The organism is Agrobacterium genomosp. 13 str. CFBP 6927 (genome assembly GCA_900012615.1).
Taxonomy (GTDB): Bacteria; Pseudomonadota; Alphaproteobacteria; order Rhizobiales; family Rhizobiaceae; genus Agrobacterium.
Genome location: LT009756.1, coordinates 2,099,633 through 2,118,158, shown reverse-complemented (window position 1 = coordinate 2,118,158; position 18,526 = coordinate 2,099,633). Strand labels below are relative to the sequence as shown.

General features: G+C 59.7%; 15 protein-coding genes, 1 tRNA gene and 1 pseudogene. 6 read left to right on the top strand and 11 right to left on the bottom strand.

Translation table 11 applies throughout. From position 1 onward, the window contains the following. Positions 1-82: 82 nt before the first annotated feature. Positions 83-430 carry a hypothetical protein gene (locus tag AGR13A_RS10600; RefSeq protein ID WP_080835289.1) on the top strand — a complete coding sequence of 116 codons (348 nt, stop codon included), beginning with the start codon at positions 83-85 and terminating at the stop codon, positions 428-430. A 176-nt stretch (positions 431-606) separates the two neighbouring features. Here the strand turns inward: AGR13A_RS10600 and AGR13A_RS10595 are convergent, their stop codons facing one another. Then, on the bottom strand, positions 607-1,350 hold the full coding sequence (locus AGR13A_RS10595; protein ID WP_080835286.1) for an SIMPL domain-containing protein: 744 nt from the start codon (positions 1,348-1,350) through the stop codon (positions 607-609). Positions 1,351-1,531: 181 nt separating this feature from the next. Between AGR13A_RS10595 and AGR13A_RS10590 the strand changes: the two genes are divergently transcribed. Next, positions 1,532-1,607 (top strand) — tRNA-Ile (locus AGR13A_RS10590). 156 nt (positions 1,608-1,763) lie between these two features. On the opposite strand, the gene AGR13A_RS10585 is transcribed toward AGR13A_RS10590, so the two are convergent. Together AGR13A_RS10585 and AGR13A_RS10580 are read right to left on the bottom strand one after the other, a co-directional pair. Further along, positions 1,764-2,135 (bottom strand): hypothetical protein, encoded by a 372-nt coding sequence (locus tag AGR13A_RS10585; RefSeq protein ID WP_080835283.1) that lies wholly within the window; start codon positions 2,133-2,135, stop codon positions 1,764-1,766. A 214-nt stretch (positions 2,136-2,349) separates the two neighbouring features. After that, positions 2,350-2,982: an outer membrane protein gene (locus tag AGR13A_RS10580; RefSeq protein ID WP_003494775.1), complete on the bottom strand. Its 633-nt coding sequence runs from the start codon at positions 2,980-2,982 to the stop codon at positions 2,350-2,352. Positions 2,983-3,390: 408 nt separating this feature from the next. On the opposite strand from AGR13A_RS10580, the gene AGR13A_RS10575 reads away from it, so the two are divergent. Both AGR13A_RS10575 and AGR13A_RS10570 read left to right on the top strand, forming a co-directional pair. Continuing rightward, positions 3,391-3,843 (top strand): hypothetical protein, encoded by a 453-nt coding sequence (locus AGR13A_RS10575; RefSeq protein WP_080835280.1) that lies wholly within the window; start codon positions 3,391-3,393, stop codon positions 3,841-3,843. Between the two features lie 212 nt (positions 3,844-4,055). Continuing rightward, positions 4,056-4,616, top strand: a complete 561-nt coding sequence (locus AGR13A_RS10570) for a dual specificity protein phosphatase family protein (RefSeq protein WP_080835278.1) — start codon at positions 4,056-4,058, stop codon at positions 4,614-4,616. Between the two features lie 134 nt (positions 4,617-4,750). On the opposite strand, the gene AGR13A_RS10565 is transcribed toward AGR13A_RS10570, so the two are convergent. Next, positions 4,751-5,998 (bottom strand): AGE family epimerase/isomerase, encoded by a 1,248-nt coding sequence (locus AGR13A_RS10565; RefSeq protein ID WP_080835275.1) that lies wholly within the window; start codon positions 5,996-5,998, stop codon positions 4,751-4,753. 192 nt (positions 5,999-6,190) lie between these two features. Between AGR13A_RS10565 and metH the strand changes: the two genes are divergently transcribed. Continuing rightward, complete coding sequence (gene metH, locus AGR13A_RS10560; protein ID WP_080836760.1) at positions 6,191-9,964, top strand: methionine synthase; 3,774 nt, start codon at positions 6,191-6,193, stop codon at positions 9,962-9,964. Positions 9,965-10,033: 69 nt separating this feature from the next. Here metH and AGR13A_RS10555 read toward each other — a convergent pair whose 3' ends face one another. Further along, positions 10,034-11,365: an MFS transporter gene (locus AGR13A_RS10555; RefSeq protein WP_080835271.1), complete on the bottom strand. Its 1,332-nt coding sequence runs from the start codon at positions 11,363-11,365 to the stop codon at positions 10,034-10,036. A gap of 78 nt (positions 11,366-11,443) precedes the next feature. Then, a pseudogene (locus AGR13A_RS10550) lies at positions 11,444-12,220 on the bottom strand (AAA family ATPase). A gap of 332 nt (positions 12,221-12,552) precedes the next feature. Here AGR13A_RS10550 and AGR13A_RS10545 point away from each other — a divergent pair. Then, positions 12,553-13,197 (top strand): hypothetical protein, encoded by a 645-nt coding sequence (locus AGR13A_RS10545; RefSeq protein WP_080835268.1) that lies wholly within the window; start codon positions 12,553-12,555, stop codon positions 13,195-13,197. Positions 13,198-13,241: 44 nt separating this feature from the next. Here the strand turns inward: AGR13A_RS10545 and AGR13A_RS10540 are convergent, their stop codons facing one another. From AGR13A_RS10540 to AGR13A_RS10520, 5 genes are all read right to left on the bottom strand, one after another. Next, positions 13,242-14,285: a zinc-dependent alcohol dehydrogenase family protein gene (locus tag AGR13A_RS10540; protein ID WP_080835265.1), complete on the bottom strand. Its 1,044-nt coding sequence runs from the start codon at positions 14,283-14,285 to the stop codon at positions 13,242-13,244. Between the two features lie 97 nt (positions 14,286-14,382). Then, positions 14,383-15,441 carry an ABC transporter ATP-binding protein gene (locus tag AGR13A_RS10535; RefSeq protein WP_003494792.1) on the bottom strand — a complete coding sequence of 353 codons (1,059 nt, stop codon included), beginning with the start codon at positions 15,439-15,441 and terminating at the stop codon, positions 14,383-14,385. Between the two features lie 13 nt (positions 15,442-15,454). After that, entirely contained in the window at positions 15,455-16,237 is a 783-nt protein-coding gene (locus AGR13A_RS10530) for an ABC transporter permease (RefSeq protein ID WP_003494794.1), read from the bottom strand. After that, positions 16,234-17,118: an ABC transporter permease gene (locus AGR13A_RS10525; protein ID WP_003494796.1), complete on the bottom strand. Its 885-nt coding sequence runs from the start codon at positions 17,116-17,118 to the stop codon at positions 16,234-16,236. Before AGR13A_RS10525 ends, AGR13A_RS10530 begins: the two co-directional genes overlap by 4 nt. Positions 17,119-17,219: 101 nt before the next feature. Next, complete coding sequence (locus tag AGR13A_RS10520; RefSeq protein WP_003494798.1) at positions 17,220-18,326, bottom strand: ABC transporter substrate-binding protein; 1,107 nt, start codon at positions 18,324-18,326, stop codon at positions 17,220-17,222. Positions 18,327-18,526: the final 200 nt, after the last annotated feature.

Genomic DNA, 18,526 nt, shown 5'->3' with positions numbered 1-18,526 from the left:
CGCGTTCAGGCGGGCGGGTCTAGGGTCTCGTCAATCGCCGGGGGACGTTCCCTGCCGGCGCAGAAACAAACGGAGTGAGTTCATGTTCAGCACCTTTGCAAAAGCCGGCCTGGCTGCCCTCATCGCGCTTGGTGGCGTTTCCGTCACGGCTCCTGCCGCTTCCGCCGGCTCGGATGTTCAGTTCAGAGTGCAGGTTCAGGATGGATATGGCCATGACAGAGGTCGCGGTCCCGGCTGGGGTCGCCCGGATCGCCCGCGTTTCGGTTGCTCGCCGCGGTTTGCGGAAGAAAAAGCCAGCCGCATGGGCCTGCGCCGCGCGCGTGTCGTCGATGTATCGCCGCGCCGTGTCGTGGTTGCAGGTTTCGACCGTCACGGTCGCGACCGAATCGTTTTCGCCAATGAGCGCGGCTGCCCGGTAATCCGTCGCTAAAAACGGCCGATATTGATCCGCCGAAATCCCCCGCCCTTCTGGCGGATCAAAAAAATGCCCCTCGCTCGTCCGGAAAGACAGGCGAGGGGCGTTTCTTTTTGTGCATTGCCCCGGCAGATTTACACCACCTTGGCGGCAGATGGAGGGCGACGGGCAATGCCGCCGCCCGCTTCGATTTATTCGCCGAGCGCGAAGGTGACGTTGACGACCACGCTGTAGCTGTTTTCGCCCGAGGCGATCGGCACGCTGTCGGCTTCCTTCGCCATTGCGGCGCGCATCATGCCCTGCGGCACGGGCATCGGGCGCTGCATGTTCTCGCTGATCTGGATGACGCGACCAAGCTTCACGCCTGCTGCTTCCGTCAGCGTTTTCGCCTTGGCCAGCGCGTCGGCCACGGCCTGCTTGCGGGCCTCGGTGACGGTTGCTTCCGGCTTGTCATTGGTGAAGCTGATATCGCCGCCCTGGTTGATGCCGAGCTTGACGGATGTATCGAGGATCGCGCCGAGCTTCTTCAGGTCGCGCACGCGCACGGTCAGGCCGTTGGAAACCTGGTAGCCGGTGATCTCGGGCGCGACATAGACGCCGTCCTTGGGCTCATAATGCTTGTAAAGCGGCTGCACGGAGAAATTGCTGGTCTGCAGGTCCCGGTCTTCTATGGCCGCTTCTTTCAGCGCCTTCAGAACATCGGCAAGTGCCTTGGAATTTTCAGTCAGAGCCGCAGCCGCCGTTTCCGCCTGCTTGACGACGCTGAAGGACAGGATCGCCATATCCGGAGCGATGGCCGCCTGGCCTTCACCGGTAACGCTGATGGTGGCTTCGCGCGGGGTGGCGTCCTGCGCAAGCACCTGACCGGAGAGCGGTATCATTGCCGCTGCGGCCAAAGCTGTGAGTGCGAAAAGGCGGGCCTGTTTTGTCTTCATGGTGTTTCCTCGTTGATTGTGTCCCTTTAGAGGGTATTGCCTTAGATTGTGTAGCTAATACGGCAGCACCCACCCGCGATAGCATCAATGGCTTGTCGGGCTCAAAAAATTACGTTAGAGCGTGACCCACCGGATTCGAACCATTGCGAAGCCGGTGTTTCGGACCACCTTGTTCCGATAAGGGCCTGTAGCTCAATGGTTAGAGCCGGCGGCTCATAACCGCTTGGTTGGGAGTTCGAGTCTCTCCGGGCCCACCATTTCCTTCATGTTTCGAGTGAATTAAGGCGATTCGGCACGGCAAGCCGGCGTTCCGATCATTGCCGTCTTCGGGATTTCTCTTTCGCGCATCCCATAAAAAATCCGACCAGCCTTCGACTGATCGGATCATCCATTTCGAATTTTCAGCGATGCGGTCAGTTGCAGACCCGCATGCTCTCTGTATGCCAGCCGCCATCATAGGAATTGGGAACGCGGCGGTCTTCGAACCAGCAGCGCGGGCGGGGCGGCGGTGGTGGTTCGTAGTAGCGGGGGCCGTTATTGCTGTTGGCGATGGCGCCGCCGATCAGGCCGCCGATGACGCCTGCGGCGAGGCCGCCGGCAATCGCTGCGCCATCATTGTGACGGCGGTGTTCGCGGTAAGGCGGCGGGGGCGGGCCGCCACGGTCGTAACCACGGTCATAGCGCGGACGATAGGGATAGTCCTGCGCGGCGGCGGTGCCGTAGGAAGCGAAGACGCTGCCGGTGGCGACCAGCGCGGCAATGGTGGAAAGAATTATCTTTTTCATCGAGGGCTACTCCATAAGCCTGCCTTGGGAATAGAGGCTCATTATGCCCGCATGATGGCATGGGCCTGCTGAACGGTCCGTGAATGTTTCATTTCTGCGGGGTTCATATTTTTCGTCGCGCTAAAATCAATTTGTCTGAAACGGTACGAGCTTCCAGGCGTGAAAAAGCCCGGCGAATGGCCGGGCTTTTGGGGATTATATAGCTTGGTCGGGATCAGAATTTCACGCCGAGACCCACCTTGACGGTGTGTTGGTCGAAATCGGTGTTGACGCCGAAGATGTCCTTGTCGCCATAGTCATTGTAGCGATATTCCAGCCTGCCGAACACATTGTCGGTGAAAGCATAGTCCAGACCCGCGCCAACCGTATAGCCGTTGAACGTGGTGCTGTCCTTGCCGGCGCCGGGCGTTTCGATGAAACCGCGCGTGGCTGTCCAGCCGGCGGTACCATAGAGCAGCGCACGGTCGAAGGCGTAACCGACGCGGCCGCGGACGGAGCCCTGCCAGTCGGTGCCGATCTGCACGCCGGCATAGTCATTGTCGTTCCAGTTATAATCGACGTCGCCCTCGATACCGAGGACCAGATTATTGTCGAACTGGTAATTGTAACCGGCAAAGGCGCCCAGAACGCCGCCGTCGAAACTATCCGACGCGACGGGGCCGCCAGCCGAAAAATCGCCATTCGCCCAGCCTGCGCCGCCCTGGATACCAAGATAGGGACCAGACCAGGTGAAGACCGGCAGGGTTTCCTGCGCAACCGGAGGCGCCGGCGTTTCGTAGACGGCATCCGCAGCCATTGCGGTGCTGGCCGAAAGGGCCAAGAGTGACGTTACGATCAGCGTTTTCATTGTGTTTCTCCCTGAGCTGATTGACCTTCATAGCATATATTAGGTGCATTTAATATGGGTTGGGGTTCAGCGGTTCCAAGAGGTGTCCTGTCCTCGTTGAATGCCGGCCAATCCCGCCTTGATCGCGGCGTTTTTTATCGCCCCGTCATGGTGTTCTGATGCGGCGAACGTGTTGGGCGGTGTTTGGTTCCCTTTGCGGTTTCGCCGAATATCCGTCGGCGTGGTTAGTTGGTGTCACGCTTGGTTGTCTTGACAGAGGGGGGCACGACCATAGAGTTGTGCATGTCTGCCGCGATGCGGTTGCTTCGGCGCGGCAATTGCGCCGCGCCCGAAACGGTATTTTGCCGGGCAGACGCGCAAGGGAGGACAGGATCGCATGAGGGTTAGTTTTTACCGGGGAGGGACGACGTGATCGTCGGAGCCGTTCTCAGTGCCATTCTTCTTCTTACTCTCATCGCATTTCCGCGGCATCTCAAACCCGTCGTCATCTGCCTGCTGCTGATCTGGGCGACCACCGCCGCCCTTGTCATCTATGACTGGTGGCGCGGCAGCCAGAGGCTCGACCATATTGTTGCGACAGCGAGCTTCGACGCGACCTGCCCGGATACGGCGTTGCCCATTCGCGTCAGCTTCCGTAATGACAATAATGTCGCCGTGCAGCGCCTGACCTATACGCTTGAGGGCTTCGAGCCTGCCTTCCGCGCCTCCGTCGCTTTCGATCCCTATCAGGTGAGCGAAAGGCGGATCGAGGCTGGCGAAACATTCGCCGCATGCCGTGCATTCCGGCTGCGCAACAATGAGAGGGTAGAGCCGCCACGGCTGGAATGGCGTGTCACCGTCATTTCCGCCGAGTTCGACTGAGCAGGTCCACGCCGCTTGCGGCTATCACGGTATTTTGAGAATTTCCGCGCCGTTGCGCGACCGTCTGAAAAGCCCTGCTACGCAGGGGGGCGCCGCCATTGAGGTGTTTCCTGTGGGGCGCGCCCATATGGCAGTGGTGGATGCCCGACTTGTTTTCGCCCGTTTGCGATGCCATCTGCCAACCCGTCCGAAGACTATCGCGGGTTGACGTTTTGCGTATTGTTCTGAAGTTTTTGAAAATCACGGCCATCGGCCTTGTCGCGCTGCCGGTTCTGGCGGGCGCCCATATGGGCATCGGTCAGCTGACCGGAAATTTTCATGAGGTCATACCCGGTGAACTTTATCGTTCGGCCCAGCCTAGCGGTAAGGACATTACGGCCTATGCCAAGGCTTACGGCATCAAGACGATCATCAACCTGCGCGATGAAAAGCGCGAAGGCTGGTATGACGCCGAAAGCCACGCGGCAAAAAACAACGGCATCCGGCTTGTCGATTATCCGCTGAGTTCAAGCGAAAAGGTCTCGGTGGAAGATTCGGAAACGCTGGCGGCCGTGCTGCGCAATGCGGAAAAACCGATCCTCATCCATTGCGAGCATGGCGCCAACCGCACCGGGCTCGCCTCCGCGATCTATGTGGCTGCCGTGGCCGGCAAGAGCGAGGCGGCGGCCGAGTTTCAGCTTTCACCCTATTACGGGCATGTGCCGATCCCCGGTATCGGGCGGTATGAAATGTACCAGTCCTGGGATGATTATGAGGAAACCATCGGCTTTTGAGGATTGCTTTATACGCGGCGTCATCCTCGGCCCTGTGCCGAGGATCTAACCACGTTGTGTCCAGCGGACAGGTTGCAGATGCTCGGGACAAGCCCGAGCATGACGGCAGAGGGGCTATTGGCGCGCAACGCGCCTCAATAATCCCCGCCGCTTTCCTTGATCACCTTCGTCAGGCTTCCCGTCGCCGGGAAAAGCGGGATGAGGCAGGCCTGAAGCGCGTGGTAGATATCGCCCTTGCCGGGGAACAGCGTGTGGGCGGGAACCAGATCTTCCGTCAGCTCCTCGTGCCAGCCGCCATTCTCATGGTCGATGAAGTTGTTGGCGATGGTGCTCCAGATGCGGCGATAGCTGTCTTCATAGAAGTTGTCCGCCAGCAGGTTCTCGTTGAGGAAGTGGGCGGCGCCCGCCGCCTCGGACATGGGCCACCACAGCTTTGACCGCTTATCGGGATTGTCGTTCCAGTCGAGCGTATAAAAGAAGCCGCCCTTTTCCCGGTCCCAGCCGAGCGCCATGGATTGCACGAAAAGCGATTTTGCGGCCACCGGCATCCAGTCATGGCGGCGCTCGCCCAGCACCCATAATTGCAGGATGAGGCGGGCCCATTCCAGCCAGTGGCCGGGGGTGGAGCCGGAGGGGCGGAACATTTCGTTGCCGCGATACTCCTTGTCGAGCGTCCAGTTCTCGTCGAAATGCTCCGGCACGCGGAAGTCCAGCTCGCCGGCGCGGCGGCGAATGACGAGGTCGGCGATGCGCTCCGCCTTGCTAAGGTAACTATTGTCGCCTGTAACCTCATAGGCGGCCATCAGCGCTTCGGTCAGGTGCATATTGGAGTTCTGGCCGCGATAATTCTCGATGGGCGACCAGTCGCGATGGAATTCCTCGGCGATGGCGCCGTGTTTTTCTTCCCAGAAGCGGGTTTCCAGAACCTCGGTAATGTCGGCCAGCATCTTGTCGGCCAGCGGGTGGCCGACGGTCTTGGCGGAAGAGGCGGCGAGAAGCACGAAGGCATGGCCATAACCCTGCTTGGTGGCGTCCACTGGGCCGGCATCGTTCACCTGCCAGAAATAACCGCCATGCTCGCCATCGCGGTGCCTGTTCCAGAGATAGGTCATGCCGTGGTCGACGATATCGCCGCAGCCCGGGCGGCCAAGCAGGTGGCCGATGGAGAAGCAATGGACCATGCGGGCGGAAGCGTGAATGCCGCGCACGGGGTCGTTTGGCTGCAACGGCGCGCCTTTGGCATCGAGATCGAAGAAGCCGCCGGCAGGGTTGAGGGCACGATACTGGAAGAAATCGAAAAGTCCCTCGGCCTGTTTTACCAGCCATTGGCGATGCCAGGGCAGGGTGTTCCAGTTGCGGCTGTTGTGATCGTCCTCGGGCATTCTCGTCCTCCATGCGGTTTGCTGCTTCGGCTTATATCCTTGCCGTATAAACCTGTCATCTGTCAGTGAAATTTCGTAGTCTGCCGCAACGACGCAAAGCCATGTCTGTCCCTTGAAGATATATTGACATAAACATATCTTTATGTGACTTGACGGCCTGCGATCTTGCAAATCGAAATGAGGAGTATGCCCGTGTTTGACGACCTGTTTGGCCCTGAAGGGGCAAAGCGCGACGGCGCGGAAATTTTCAAGGCGCTGCGCGAGGCCGCCAGCGAACGCATCCTCATTCTCGATGGCGCCATGGGCACGCAGATCCAGGGGCTGGGTTTTGACGAATACCATTTCCGTGGCGATCGTTTTATCGGCTGTGCCTGTCACCAGAAGGGCAATAACGACCTTCTGATCCTGACCCAGCCGGATGCCATCGAAGACATCCATTATCGCTACGCCATGGCGGGTGCGGATATTCTCGAAACCAACACGTTTTCGTCCACCCGCATCGCGCAGGCCGATTACGAGATGGAAAATGCCGTCTACGACCTCAACCGCGAGGGTGCCGCGATTGTCCGCCGCGCCGCCCAGCGCGCCGAGCGCGAAGATGGCCGCCGCCGTTTCGTGGCGGGCGCCATCGGCCCGACCAACCGCACGGCCTCGATTTCGCCTGACGTCAACAATCCCGGTTATCGCGCCGTCAGCTTCGACGATCTGCGTATCGCCTATGGCGAGCAGATCGACGGTTTGATCGACGGTGGTGCCGATATCATTCTGATCGAGACGATCTTCGATACGCTGAACGCCAAGGCGGCGATCTTCGCCTGCGAGGAGCGTTTCGAAGCCAAGGGCATCCGCCTGCCGGTGATGATCTCGGGCACGATTACCGACCTTTCCGGCCGCACGCTTTCCGGCCAGACGCCTTCGGCCTTCTGGAACTCGGTGCGCCACGCCAACCCCTTCACCATCGGCCTGAACTGCGCGCTGGGCGCCGACGCCATGCGTCCGCATCTTCAGGAACTGTCTGACGTGGCTGACACCTTCGTCTGCGCCTATCCGAATGCCGGCCTGCCGAATGAATTCGGCCAGTATGACGAAACGCCGGAGATGATGGCGCGTCAGGTTCAGGGTTTTGTTCGCGACGGTCTCGTTAATATCGTCGGCGGCTGCTGCGGTTCGACGCCGGAGCATATCCGGGCGATTGCGGAGGCTGTCAAAGGCTACAAGCCGCGCGAAATTCCCGAGCACAAGCCGTTCATGTCGCTTTCGGGACTCGAGCCTTTCGTGCTGACCAAGGACATTCCTTTCGTCAATGTCGGCGAACGCACCAACGTCACCGGCTCGGCCCGTTTCCGCAAGCTCATCACCGCCGGTGATTATACGGCCGCGCTGGCTGTCGCCCGCGACCAGGTGGAAAACGGTGCGCAGATCATCGACATCAACATGGATGAGGGCTTGATCGATTCCGAAAAGGCGATGGTGGAGTTTTTGAACCTCATCGCCGCCGAGCCGGATATCGCCCGCGTGCCTGTGATGATCGACTCATCCAAGTTCGAGATCATCGAGGCCGGCCTGAAATGCGTTCAGGGCAAGTCGATCGTCAATTCGATTTCACTGAAGGAAGGCGAGGAGAAGTTTCTCCAGCAGGCGCGGCTCGTCCATAATTACGGTGCGGCGGTCGTGGTCATGGCCTTCGACGAGGTCGGGCAGGCCGATACCTATGAGCGCAAGGTCGAGATCTGCTCGCGCGCCTACAAGCTCTTGACCGAAAAGGCGGGCCTGTCGCCGGAAGACATCATCTTCGATCCCAACGTCTTTGCCGTTGCGACCGGCATCGAGGAGCACAATAATTACGGCGTGGATTTCATTCAGGCCACCAGAACCATCCGCGAAACCATGCCGCTGACGCATATTTCCGGCGGCGTTTCCAACCTGTCCTTCTCCTTCCGCGGCAATGAGCCGGTGCGTGAGGCGATGCATGCCGTGTTCCTCTACCACGCCATTCAGGTCGGCATGGATATGGGCATCGTCAATGCCGGTCAGCTTGCGGTTTACGACAATATCGATCCGGAACTGCGTGAGGCCTGCGAGGACGTGGTGCTGAACCGCCGCGACGATGCGACCGAGCGTCTGCTTGAAGTGGCGGAGCGTTTCCGTGGCACGGGCGCCAAGGACACCAAGGTACAGGATCTTTCCTGGCGCGAACTGCCCGTCGAGAAGCGGCTGGAACATGCGCTGGTCAATGGCATCACCGACTATATCGAGGCCGATACGGAAGAGGCGCGCCAGAAGGCTGCCCGTCCGCTGCACGTCATCGAAGGGCCGCTGATGGCCGGCATGAATGTGGTCGGCGACCTCTTCGGTTCGGGCAAGATGTTCCTGCCGCAGGTGGTGAAATCCGCCCGTGTGATGAAACAGGCGGTTGCCGTGCTGCTTCCTTACATGGAAGAGGAAAAGCGCCTGAATGGCGGCTCCGAGCGCAGTGCCGCCGGCAAGGTGCTGATGGCCACCGTGAAGGGCGATGTGCACGATATCGGCAAGAACATCGTCGGCGTCGTTCTCGCCTGCAACAATTATGAGATCATCGATCTCGGCGTCATGGTGCCGACGACGAAAATCCTTGAAACGGCGATTGCCGAAAAGGTGGATGTGATCGGCCTTTCCGGCCTCATCACCCCGTCACTGGACGAGATGGTGCATGTGGCGGCCGAAATGGAGCGGCAGGGTTTCGACATTCCGCTCCTGATCGGCGGCGCGACGACGAGCCGCGTGCATACGGCGGTGAAAATCCATCCGCGTTACGAGGCGGGGCAGGCAATCTATGTCACCGACGCCTCGCGTGCGGTTGGCGTCGTATCGGCCCTTCTCTCCGCCGAGCAGAAGCCCGCTTATATCGACGGTATTCGCAGCGAATATGCCAAGGTGGCGGAGGCGCACGCCCGTAACGAACGCGAAAAGCAGCGTCTGCCGCTTTCCCGCGCCCGTGAGAATGCGCACAAGATCGACTGGTCGAGCTACAGCGCCGTCAAGCCGCAATTCTTTGGCACGAGGGTGTTCGAGACTTACGATCTTGAAGAGCTTTCCCGTTACATCGACTGGACGCCGTTCTTCCAGACCTGGGAATTGAAGGGTCGTTTCCCGGCCATTCTCCATGACGAAAAGCAGGGCGAGGCGGCGCGGCAGCTTTACAGCGATGCGCAGGCGATGCTGAAGAAGATCATCGAGGAAAACTGGTTCCGTCCGCGGGCGGTAATCGGCTTCTGGCCGGCCAATGCCGTGGGCGACGATATCCGGCTGTTTACCGATGAAAACCGTAAGGAAGAGCTTGCGACTTTCTTCACGCTGCGCCAGCAGCTTTCCAAGCGCGACGGGCGTCCCAATGTGGCGCTTTCCGATTTCGTGGCACCTGTCGATAGCGGCGTTGCCGATTATGTCGGCGGTTTCGTGGTGACGGCGGGTATCGAGGAAGTGGCGATTGCCGAGCGCTTCGAGCGGGCGAATGACGACTATTCGTCAATCCTCGTCAAGGCGCTGGCCGACCGTTTCGCGGAAGCCTTTGCCGAGCGCATGCATGAGCGGGTGCGCAAGGAGTTCTGGGGTTATGCACCGGACGAGGCTTTTGCCGGCGAGGAGCTGATTGGCGAGGCCTATGCCGGTATTCGCCCTGCGCCCGGCTATCCGGCCCAGCCCGATCATACCGAAAAAAAGACGCTGTTCGCCCTGCTCGACGCCACCAATGCGGCGGGCGTGGAATTGACGGAAAGCTATGCCATGTGGCCGGGCTCCTCCGTCTCCGGCATCTATATCGGCCATCCCGAGAGCTATTATTTCGGTGTCGCCAAGGTGGAGCGCGATCAGGTTCTCGATTATGCGCGCCGCAAGGACATGCCGGTGGAAGAGGTGGAGCGCTGGCTCGGCCCTGTCCTCAACTACGTGCCGACGAACGGCGTGGAGGAAATCGACAGCGCGGCCTGATGTTCCGGTGTGCTGCCATTCAATAAAAAAGCGCGGGTCTTGCCCGCGCTTTTTGCATTTAGTCGGTGTTTAAGACCGTAACGCCGCCAGTTCCTCGATGCCGACATGGCTCTCCACCTCGCTGCCACGCAGATAGAGATAGAGGCCGATCGCGAAGGCGAGGACGGCGATGAAGACCAGATACCAGGCATGGGCCATGGGATTGACGGCAAGTGCGGTCGTCACGCCAATCGGCGTCAGCCCGCCGAAGACGGCATAGGAGACGTTATAGGCGAAGGAGAGGCCGGAGAAGCGCACCGAGGCCGGGAAGGCGCGGACCATGACATAGGGCACCGCACCCGCCATGCCGACCGACAGGCCCATGACGCCGTAGAGCACGAACATGGTTTGAAGCGATGTGCCGGCATAGCTGTAGAAGATGAAGGTGGCGATGCCGAAGAAGATGCTGGCCCCCATGAAGAAGATGCCGGAGCCGATGCGGTCGATCAGCGCGCCGGCGATGATGACGCCGAAGATCAGGAACAGCGTGCCGAAGCTGGTGCCGGCCAGCGCCTGTGTCGGGGTATAACCGTAAAGCTTCTGCAGGAAGGTGGCCGTCATCAGCGTCGTGACGACGATGGCCGCCGATAGAACCCAGGTGAGCAGGGCGGAAATGACCACGCCGCGCATATGGTGTTTCAGCACCAGCCCGAGCGGCAGCTTGTCCGTCAGCGATTTCGACTTCTTCATCTCGGTGAAGATCGGCGTTTCTTCCAGCCAGCGGCGCAGATAAACGGCGATGAGGCCGAAAATGCCGCCGAGCAGGAAGGGAATGCGCCAGGCGTAACCGGCCACGTCCTCCGGTGTGAAGAGCGAGTTGATGGCGAAGGCGATCAGCGAACCCAGCATGATGCCGAAGGAAAGGCCGGATGTGAGGAAGCCGCAGGCGAGGCCAACGCGGCGGAAGGGCACATGTTCGGCAACGAAGGTCCATGCGCCCGGCACTTCACCACCAATGGCCGCTCCCTGCAGCATGCGCAGGATAATGAGCAGGATGGGGGCGGCCACGCCGATGGTGGCATAGGTTGGCATCAGTGCCATGCCGAGGGTCGAGAGCGCCATCAGCAGGATGGAGAAGGCGAAAACCCGCTTGCGGCCGTAACGGTCGCCATAATGCGCCAGCACGATGCCGCCCAGCGGCCGCACCAGATAACCGGCGGCGAAGATGCCGAAAGTCTGGATCATCACCAGCCAGTCCGGCATTTCCGGCGGGAAGAACAGATGGCCGATGACGGTGGCGAAAAATACGAAGATGATGAAATCGTAAAATTCCAGCGCGCCGCCGAGAGCCGAAAGGCCAAGAGTTCTGTAATCCTGACCGTTGAGGGGCCGGGCTGCCGCCGGTGTGGTGGTGGGAGACATGAGGCTGCTTCTTTTCTAAATTACGTATTACTTATGGGCATGCGGCAAGAGCGGCGCGATTTCAAGCCTTATCGACGCTCAATCGCTCAGGTATTTCGAGGGACGATCAAGAAAGCGGCGCAGGAAACTGATGTTTTCCAGCTCGTCATAAAGGCGCTCGGTGATGCCGTCTGCGTCGAAATGATAGATGGTCGCCTCGGGAATGGCCAAAAGCACCGGCGAATGGGTGGCGATGATCAATTGCCCGCCGCTATCGGCGGCGTCACGGATAAGGGCTGCCAGTTCGAGCTGCTTTTGCGGCGAAAGCGGGCTTTCCGGTTCGTCGAGAAAATAGAGGCCGGCGCCATGCAGCCGCTGTTGCATGATATCGAGAAATCCTTCGCCATGCGAACGCCGGTCGATGACATTGTTCCTGACGATCCTGCGAAACGTATCCGGGGTTTCTTCCGGAAAGTCTTCGCCCTTCTTGAGCGCCTTTTCCCGCTCCTAGCGAAAATCGTCCAGCGCGTCCTCGTTCTGCCGGCGGATATAACCAAGCACGTCTTCCGCGCGCATAAACATGCGGATTTTCGGATATTTCTTGCGGGCGAAATAGAAGGACTTCGCTACGGTCTCGGCATGCTGAAGGTAGAGGTCGCCGGCAACCTGGCCGTGATTGCCGATGGCATAGGCCGTCATTCCCGCCGCCAGCCCCTCCAGCAGCGTCGATTTGCCAGAGCCGTTATTGCCGGCAAAAAAGGTGATCGGCGTCTTGAATTCGAGGCGTTCCAGATGGCGCAGCGCCGGAACGGAGAAGGGATATCCTTTCTCTCCATCCGGGGTTTCCTTCATGGTTACGCTATCGAGAAACAGCATGTCGCGTTCCTTGCATCTAATCCGTCATGTTCGCCGACGTTGCGCTCTGTCGCATCATCGCGGCGCTATGCTCAAAGCAATTGCGTGTGATTGCGGCTTAACGTGGGGCGCTGTTCGCGCCAATGGTTTGCAGCGTCGGCGGAGATACGTCATGCCGCATCGTTCGAAGTTCATTTTATTATAAATTAGCACTGTTAATTATTGTAATAAATCGATCAATATTAGGTATATGCAATATATATCTTAAATTTAAGATGTTATATCAAGTATAAACTTCAAATTAATTCAGTAATGCCAGTTGTTGTCATTCTCGTTGTTGTTGGAGAGAGTGAATGAAGCATATTGCGCTTTTTTCGGTCGGGTTTCTATTTTCCGCGATATTCGTGAGCGAAGCTGAGGCGCGGAAGTCTCGGTTTTTTGCCATCCCCGGATTCGGCGGCGGCGAGACAATCGATCTCGTTTATGATCTGCCGGATAACACGCCTTTTCTTCGCGACGGGGAAGCATTCGACATTGGCTATCTCAACAGCGGGGATAGGAGCGGTTACGTGCTGTATCGTGGCGAGCGGTACAGCAGGCTCAGCGATGCGGATATCGCCAGGCTGAAGGCGACGCTTGGTTTTGATCCGACGACAAAAGACCGCATGGAGCGGGCGGCGAGGGACAGCGACGCGCCCTGGAACCTCGTGATTATCATAGCGGTCGCAATTGCTGGTATCTTTGTGCTTGTTCACAAGGGCATGCAGCTAGTGCGATGGATTTCGCGATTGGCGACGACCTCCGCAGTTGCGGGAAGTAAGCGGCAGGAGGAGGAGGACACCCCCGACCCGCTGGAGGTCCGCAAGAAACAGCTGGTAAACCGTCAATGGAGCGATAGCCAGACGGATCACGCGGCGCGTATCCCGGCAGCATCGCCGGCCCATGCGTCTGCCCGAGGAACCACTCCGGTCCGGACATTCGGACGCAGGAGCGCCTGAGCGGTGCGCAATCCCTAAACCTCAAACGGTCTCAGGAGTCTGCACTATTCGAACCGGTCGATGATGCTGATGCCGCTTTCCCTGAAGCTGTCCATGGCGGGCAGGGCGGTGGCTGCATCGGAGAGGCTGATGTGGCGGCCGATCAGTTTTTCAGGCGCGAGTCTGCCGCTTTCGATCATCGCCAGCATGTCCTCGTAACGCCAGGCCTGCATGCCGTGGCTGCCGTAAATCTCGAGTTCATGTGCGATCACACGGGCCATGGGAATGGCGGGCATGGCGTGATCGGCCAGCATCAGCCCAACCTGCACATGGCGGCCGCGCCGGCGCAGGTTGCTGATGGAGTTGCAGCAGGTCTGCGGGTGACCGAGCGCATCGATCGAGACATGCGCGCCGCCACCCGTCACTTCGCGTACCGCCTCGGCAACATCGGCAACCGAGCGGCTGTTGATGGTGGCGGTTGCTCCGAGTTGCCGCGCAAGTTCGAGCTTGTCTTCGGCGATGTCGATGGCGACGACCTGCGCGCCGAGGCCAGCGCCGATCATGATGGCGGAGAGGCCGACGCCGCCGCAGCCATGGACCGCCAGCCATTCGCCGCCTTTGAGGCGTCCCTGATCGGTCACGGCCCGGAAGGAGGTGGCGAAACGGCAGCCGAGGCCGGCGGCGGTGGCGTAACTCATCGTCTCAGGCAGATGCACGAGGTTCTGATCGGCATAATCGATGGCGACATATTCGGCGAAGGAACCCCAATGGGTGAAACCGGGCTGGAACTGCGTTTCGCAGACCTGCTGGTTGCCGGAGCGGCATTCATGGCAATGGCCGCAGCCGGAAACGAAGGGCACGGTAACGCGGTCGCCGGTCTTGAAGCGGGTGACGTTTTTGCCGACAGCGGCGATCACGCCTGCGAATTCGTGGCCGGGAACATGCGGCAGGCGGATATCCGGGTCATGCCCCATCCAGCCGTGCCAGTCGCTGCGGCAGAGGCCGGTCGCCTTTACCTCGATGACCACGCCGCCATCGGTCGGTTCCGGATCTGGCAGGGACGCAACAACCGGGGTTTCGCCGAACAGTTCGTAAAAAAGCGCGCGCATCATGGCCTCACATGGTTGGTATGCAGGTTCGAAGTCATACCTGCTCTCTACCATGTCCCGCAAATGGGCGAAGCGGTTTTGCGTCTGGAAAAGCGCTTCAGTCCTTGATGACCATCAGGTCGCCGGCTGCGAATTTCAGCGTCACCTGCTCACCGACGGCGGGCGGTGCTGTGCCGGGATCGTTGAACATGTCGAAAGACAGGGTCGAGCCGCCGAGATCGAGACGGGTGCGGATGACGGAGCCGAGGAACTGGCTGGAGGTGACGAGGCCGGAAATGGCGACATCGCCTTTCGCATCGGCCCCGAGCGCGCCCGCTTCCGGGCGCAGGGCAAGGGTGATTTTTTCGCCGTTCGCCGCATTGACCGGCTTGTGCAGGGTGATCTGCTGCTCTCCGACACGGATGGTGTTGGATGAGGAATCGACCACGGTGGCGTCGATGAGGTTCAGGGTGCCGACGAAGGAGGCGACGAAGCGGGTCGCGGGCTTGTTGTAGATATCGAAGGGGGAGCCGATCTGGTCGGCACGGCCGCCATTCATGACGACGATGCGGTCGGAAATCGACAGGGCCTCTTCCTGATCGTGGGTGACGAAAATGGTGGTGATGCCGAGTTTCTGCTGAATCTGGCGGATTTCCTCGCGCAGCGACACGCGGATCTTGGCGTCGAGCGCGGAGAGCGGCTCGTCCAGCAGAAGCACTTCCGGCTTCGGTGCGAGCGCGCGGGCAAGCGCCACGCGCTGCTGCTGGCCGCCCGACATCTGGTAGGGGTAACGGTCCGCCAGATGCTCCAGATGGATGAGCTGGAGCATTTCCTTCACGCGGGCGTCGATCTCGGCTTTGGGCTTGCCGGCGACTTTGAGGCCGAAGGCGACGTTTTCATAGACATTCATGTTGGGGAACAGCGCATAGGCCTGGAACACCATGCCGATATTGCGCTGGTTCGGTCTGAGCGCCGTCTGGTCCTTGCCATTGATGACGATCGATCCGCCGCTCGGGGTCTCGAAGCCGGCGATCATGCGCAGCACGGTGGTCTTGCCGCAGCCCGACGGCCCAAGGAAGGAGACGAACTCGCCCTTTTCGATGGCCATGTTGAAATCATGCACGACCTGCACGGAGCCGAAGGATTTCTTGATGTTGCTAAGTGTCAAAAAGCTCATGAAAATATTGTCCTCAGGCCTTGGGAGGCGCGCCCTTCTGGTAGCGTGAAACGAGTTGGATCAGACCCAGGCAACCCCAGGTGATGCCGAAGGAAATCACGGCAAGTGCGGCCGGTTCATAGGCGCGGTTTGCACCGAGCAGCTGCATGTAGGGGCCGAAGGCCGGGCGGTTCAAAAGGGCTGCCATGGTGAATTCACCGATGACGATGGCGAAGGTCAAAAACGCGCCAGACAGCACGGCGACCAGAACATTGGGCAGGATGATGCGCGACAGGATGGTGGTCCAGCCCGCGCCGAGGCTCTGCGCCGCTTCCGTCAGTGTTGCGACGTCGATGGTTCGGAGGCCGGTATCGACCGCGCGGTACATATACGGCAAGGCGAGCGTGGCGTAACCGAACATCAGAAGCAGGTTGGTGCCGAAGGTCGTGCCGGTCAGCGGCAGCCAGCTGGAGGTGTTGTAAAGCCTGATGTAACCGAAAACGATGACGATGGCCGGGATGACCAGCGGCAAAAGCGTGATGAACTCGATATAGGGGCGAAGATGCGGCAGTTTCAGGCGCACCCAATAGGCGGTGGGCACCACCAGCAAAACCCCGAAGACGATGGTGAATAGCGCCATCACCACCGAATAGCTGAATGTTTCCTGAAAACGCGGGTCGGTGAGCACCTTGCCATAGGCGTCGAAGGAATATTCTCCGCGCCGCATTTTCAGCGAGAAGTTGGTCATGCCGATCAGCGGCAGGGCGAAATAAAGAAGGCCGAAGACCAGCGCGCCCCAGGCGAAGAAACGCTTCATTTCAGCCACCTTTCGCTGCGGGCGCGCAGCCAGATATAGAGCGCATTGGCAATGCCGGTGACGACGATCATGCCGAAGGCAAGCGCGTAACCGAGATGCGGATTGCCGAGAACGTCACCACGGATCTGCGCGAAGAGCAGGATCGGCACGATGTTGAGCGAGGAGCCGGTAAGCGCGATTGCGGTGGCCACCGCGCCGAAGGCATTGGCAAACAGCAGCGACATGGTGCCGAGCAGCGACGGCAGCAGGATGGGGAAGGCCACCATGCGCCAATATTGCAGGCCGGTTGCGCCGAGAATTTCCGCCGCCTCGCGCCATTCGCGCTTCAGCCCGTCCAGCGCAGGCGTGATGATGAGGATCATCAGCGGTATCTGGAAGAACAGATAGGTGACGGTCAGGCCCCAGAAGGACAGGATGTTGAAGCCGAGCAGTCGGAGATCGATGCCGATCTGCGTCTTCAGAAATACGGTGAGCAGGCCGACCGGGCCGAGCGTCGCGATAAAGGCGAAGGCGAGCGGCACGCCGGCGAATTGCGAGGCGACGCCCGAAAAGGTCAAAAGCGGTCCGCGAATGCGCTGCGGCAATCCGCCCAGCACCACGGCGGCGGCGACGGCAAAGCCGATCAGGCAGCCGAGGGCCGCCGAGGCGAGGCTGATCTTGATCGAAATCCAGTAGGCCGCGAGAATGGAAGAGGTGAAAAGTCCGGCAATGTTTTCCAGCGTGAAGCTGCCATCGGTACGCTGAAATGCGCCGATGACGATCTTCATCGTCGGCATAATCAGAAACAGCAGAACAAAAACGGCAAAAGGTACGACGCCAATCCAGTGCAGCGGCAGTTTCCTGCCCGCGTCGGATGGTCCGCCGGTGTTGGTTGATGGCATCCTTGTCCCCAAACGCCGTTTTCAAACGGTCTGTATATAAAGGTCTACATCATAAAAGAAGCACCCCGGCTTTTGACCGGCCGGGGTGCGTTTTCAACAGTTTACTTGACGTTTGCGCCGACGACGCTGTCCCAGCCACCGGTAACGGCAGCCTTGTTGGCATCGACTTCCTCGAGCGTCGGGAAGATTGCCTTTTCATAGGCTGCTGCCGGCGGCAGGCTGTCGATCAGTTCCTGCGGAACCTTGCCGGCCTTGACCATGGCGTTGAAGCGGATCGGGTGGCAATAGCCCTTCAGCCAGCCAAGCTGACCGTCGTCGGAGTAGAGGTGTTCCATCCAGAGCTTGGCAGCGTTCGGATGCGGGGCGTAAGCGGAGATGCCCTGAACATAAACGCCGGCCAGAACGCCCTTCTCAGGAACGACAACTTCTGTCGGCGGGTTGTCGTTCAGCGTCTTCTTCCAGGACAGCGCGTTATAGTCCCAGGCAACGATGATCGGGGTCGCGCCCTGCGCCAGCGTGCCAGCCTTGCCGATGACCGGCAGGAAGTTGCCAGCCTTGTTGAGATCGGCAAAATATTTCAGGCCAGCTTCACCGGCTTCCTTGCCGGACTTCGCGCCAGTGGCAAGACCGGCGGCGAGAACGCCGAGGATAGCCTGGTTGGAAGCGCGCGGGTCACCGGCGAGCGCTACCTGACCGGAATATTCCGGCTTCAGCAGGTCGGCCCAGTCCTTCGGCGTGTTCTTGACGAGGTCCTTGTTCACGAACATCGACATGACGCCGTAATAGTCGCCGTACCAGTAACCGTCGGCATCCTTGACGTTGTCAGGAATTTCCGACCAGGTGGAGACCTTGTAAGGCTGCAGCAGGCCTTCGGCCTTCATCTGCGGACCGAAGGCGAGACCGACGTCGACGACGTCAGGAGCCTGCGGACCCTTGTTGTCCTTGTTTGCCTTCACTGCTTCCACTTCGTCGGCGGAGCCGGCGTCGGGGTTCAGTTCGTTGACGGTGATTTCCGGATACTTCGCCTTGAAGGAGGCGATCACGTCACCGTAACCGCACCAGTCGTGCGGCAGCGCGATGGTCGTCAGCATGCCTTCCTTCTTGGCGGCAGCGATCAGTTCGGCGCTCGGCTCAGCAGCAGCGATCGCGGTGGAGGCGATGACCAGTGCGGTGGTGGTAGCAAGCAGTCGGCGGCAGTGAGAGATCACTTTTTTCTCCTCTTCGTGTTCTCATATTGCGGACGCTGATACGGATTGTAGATGAAGCTAATGTGACGGTTGGATTGCAATTTATTTATCCGGATTCCGTCACTTTACGCCCATTTTCCGCCATCGTCAGGCTTTATGCCTGCAATTGCGGGAGAATCCCCTCATCATCCTATTGGTCAGATATGTTCCCCAGCTTGGTT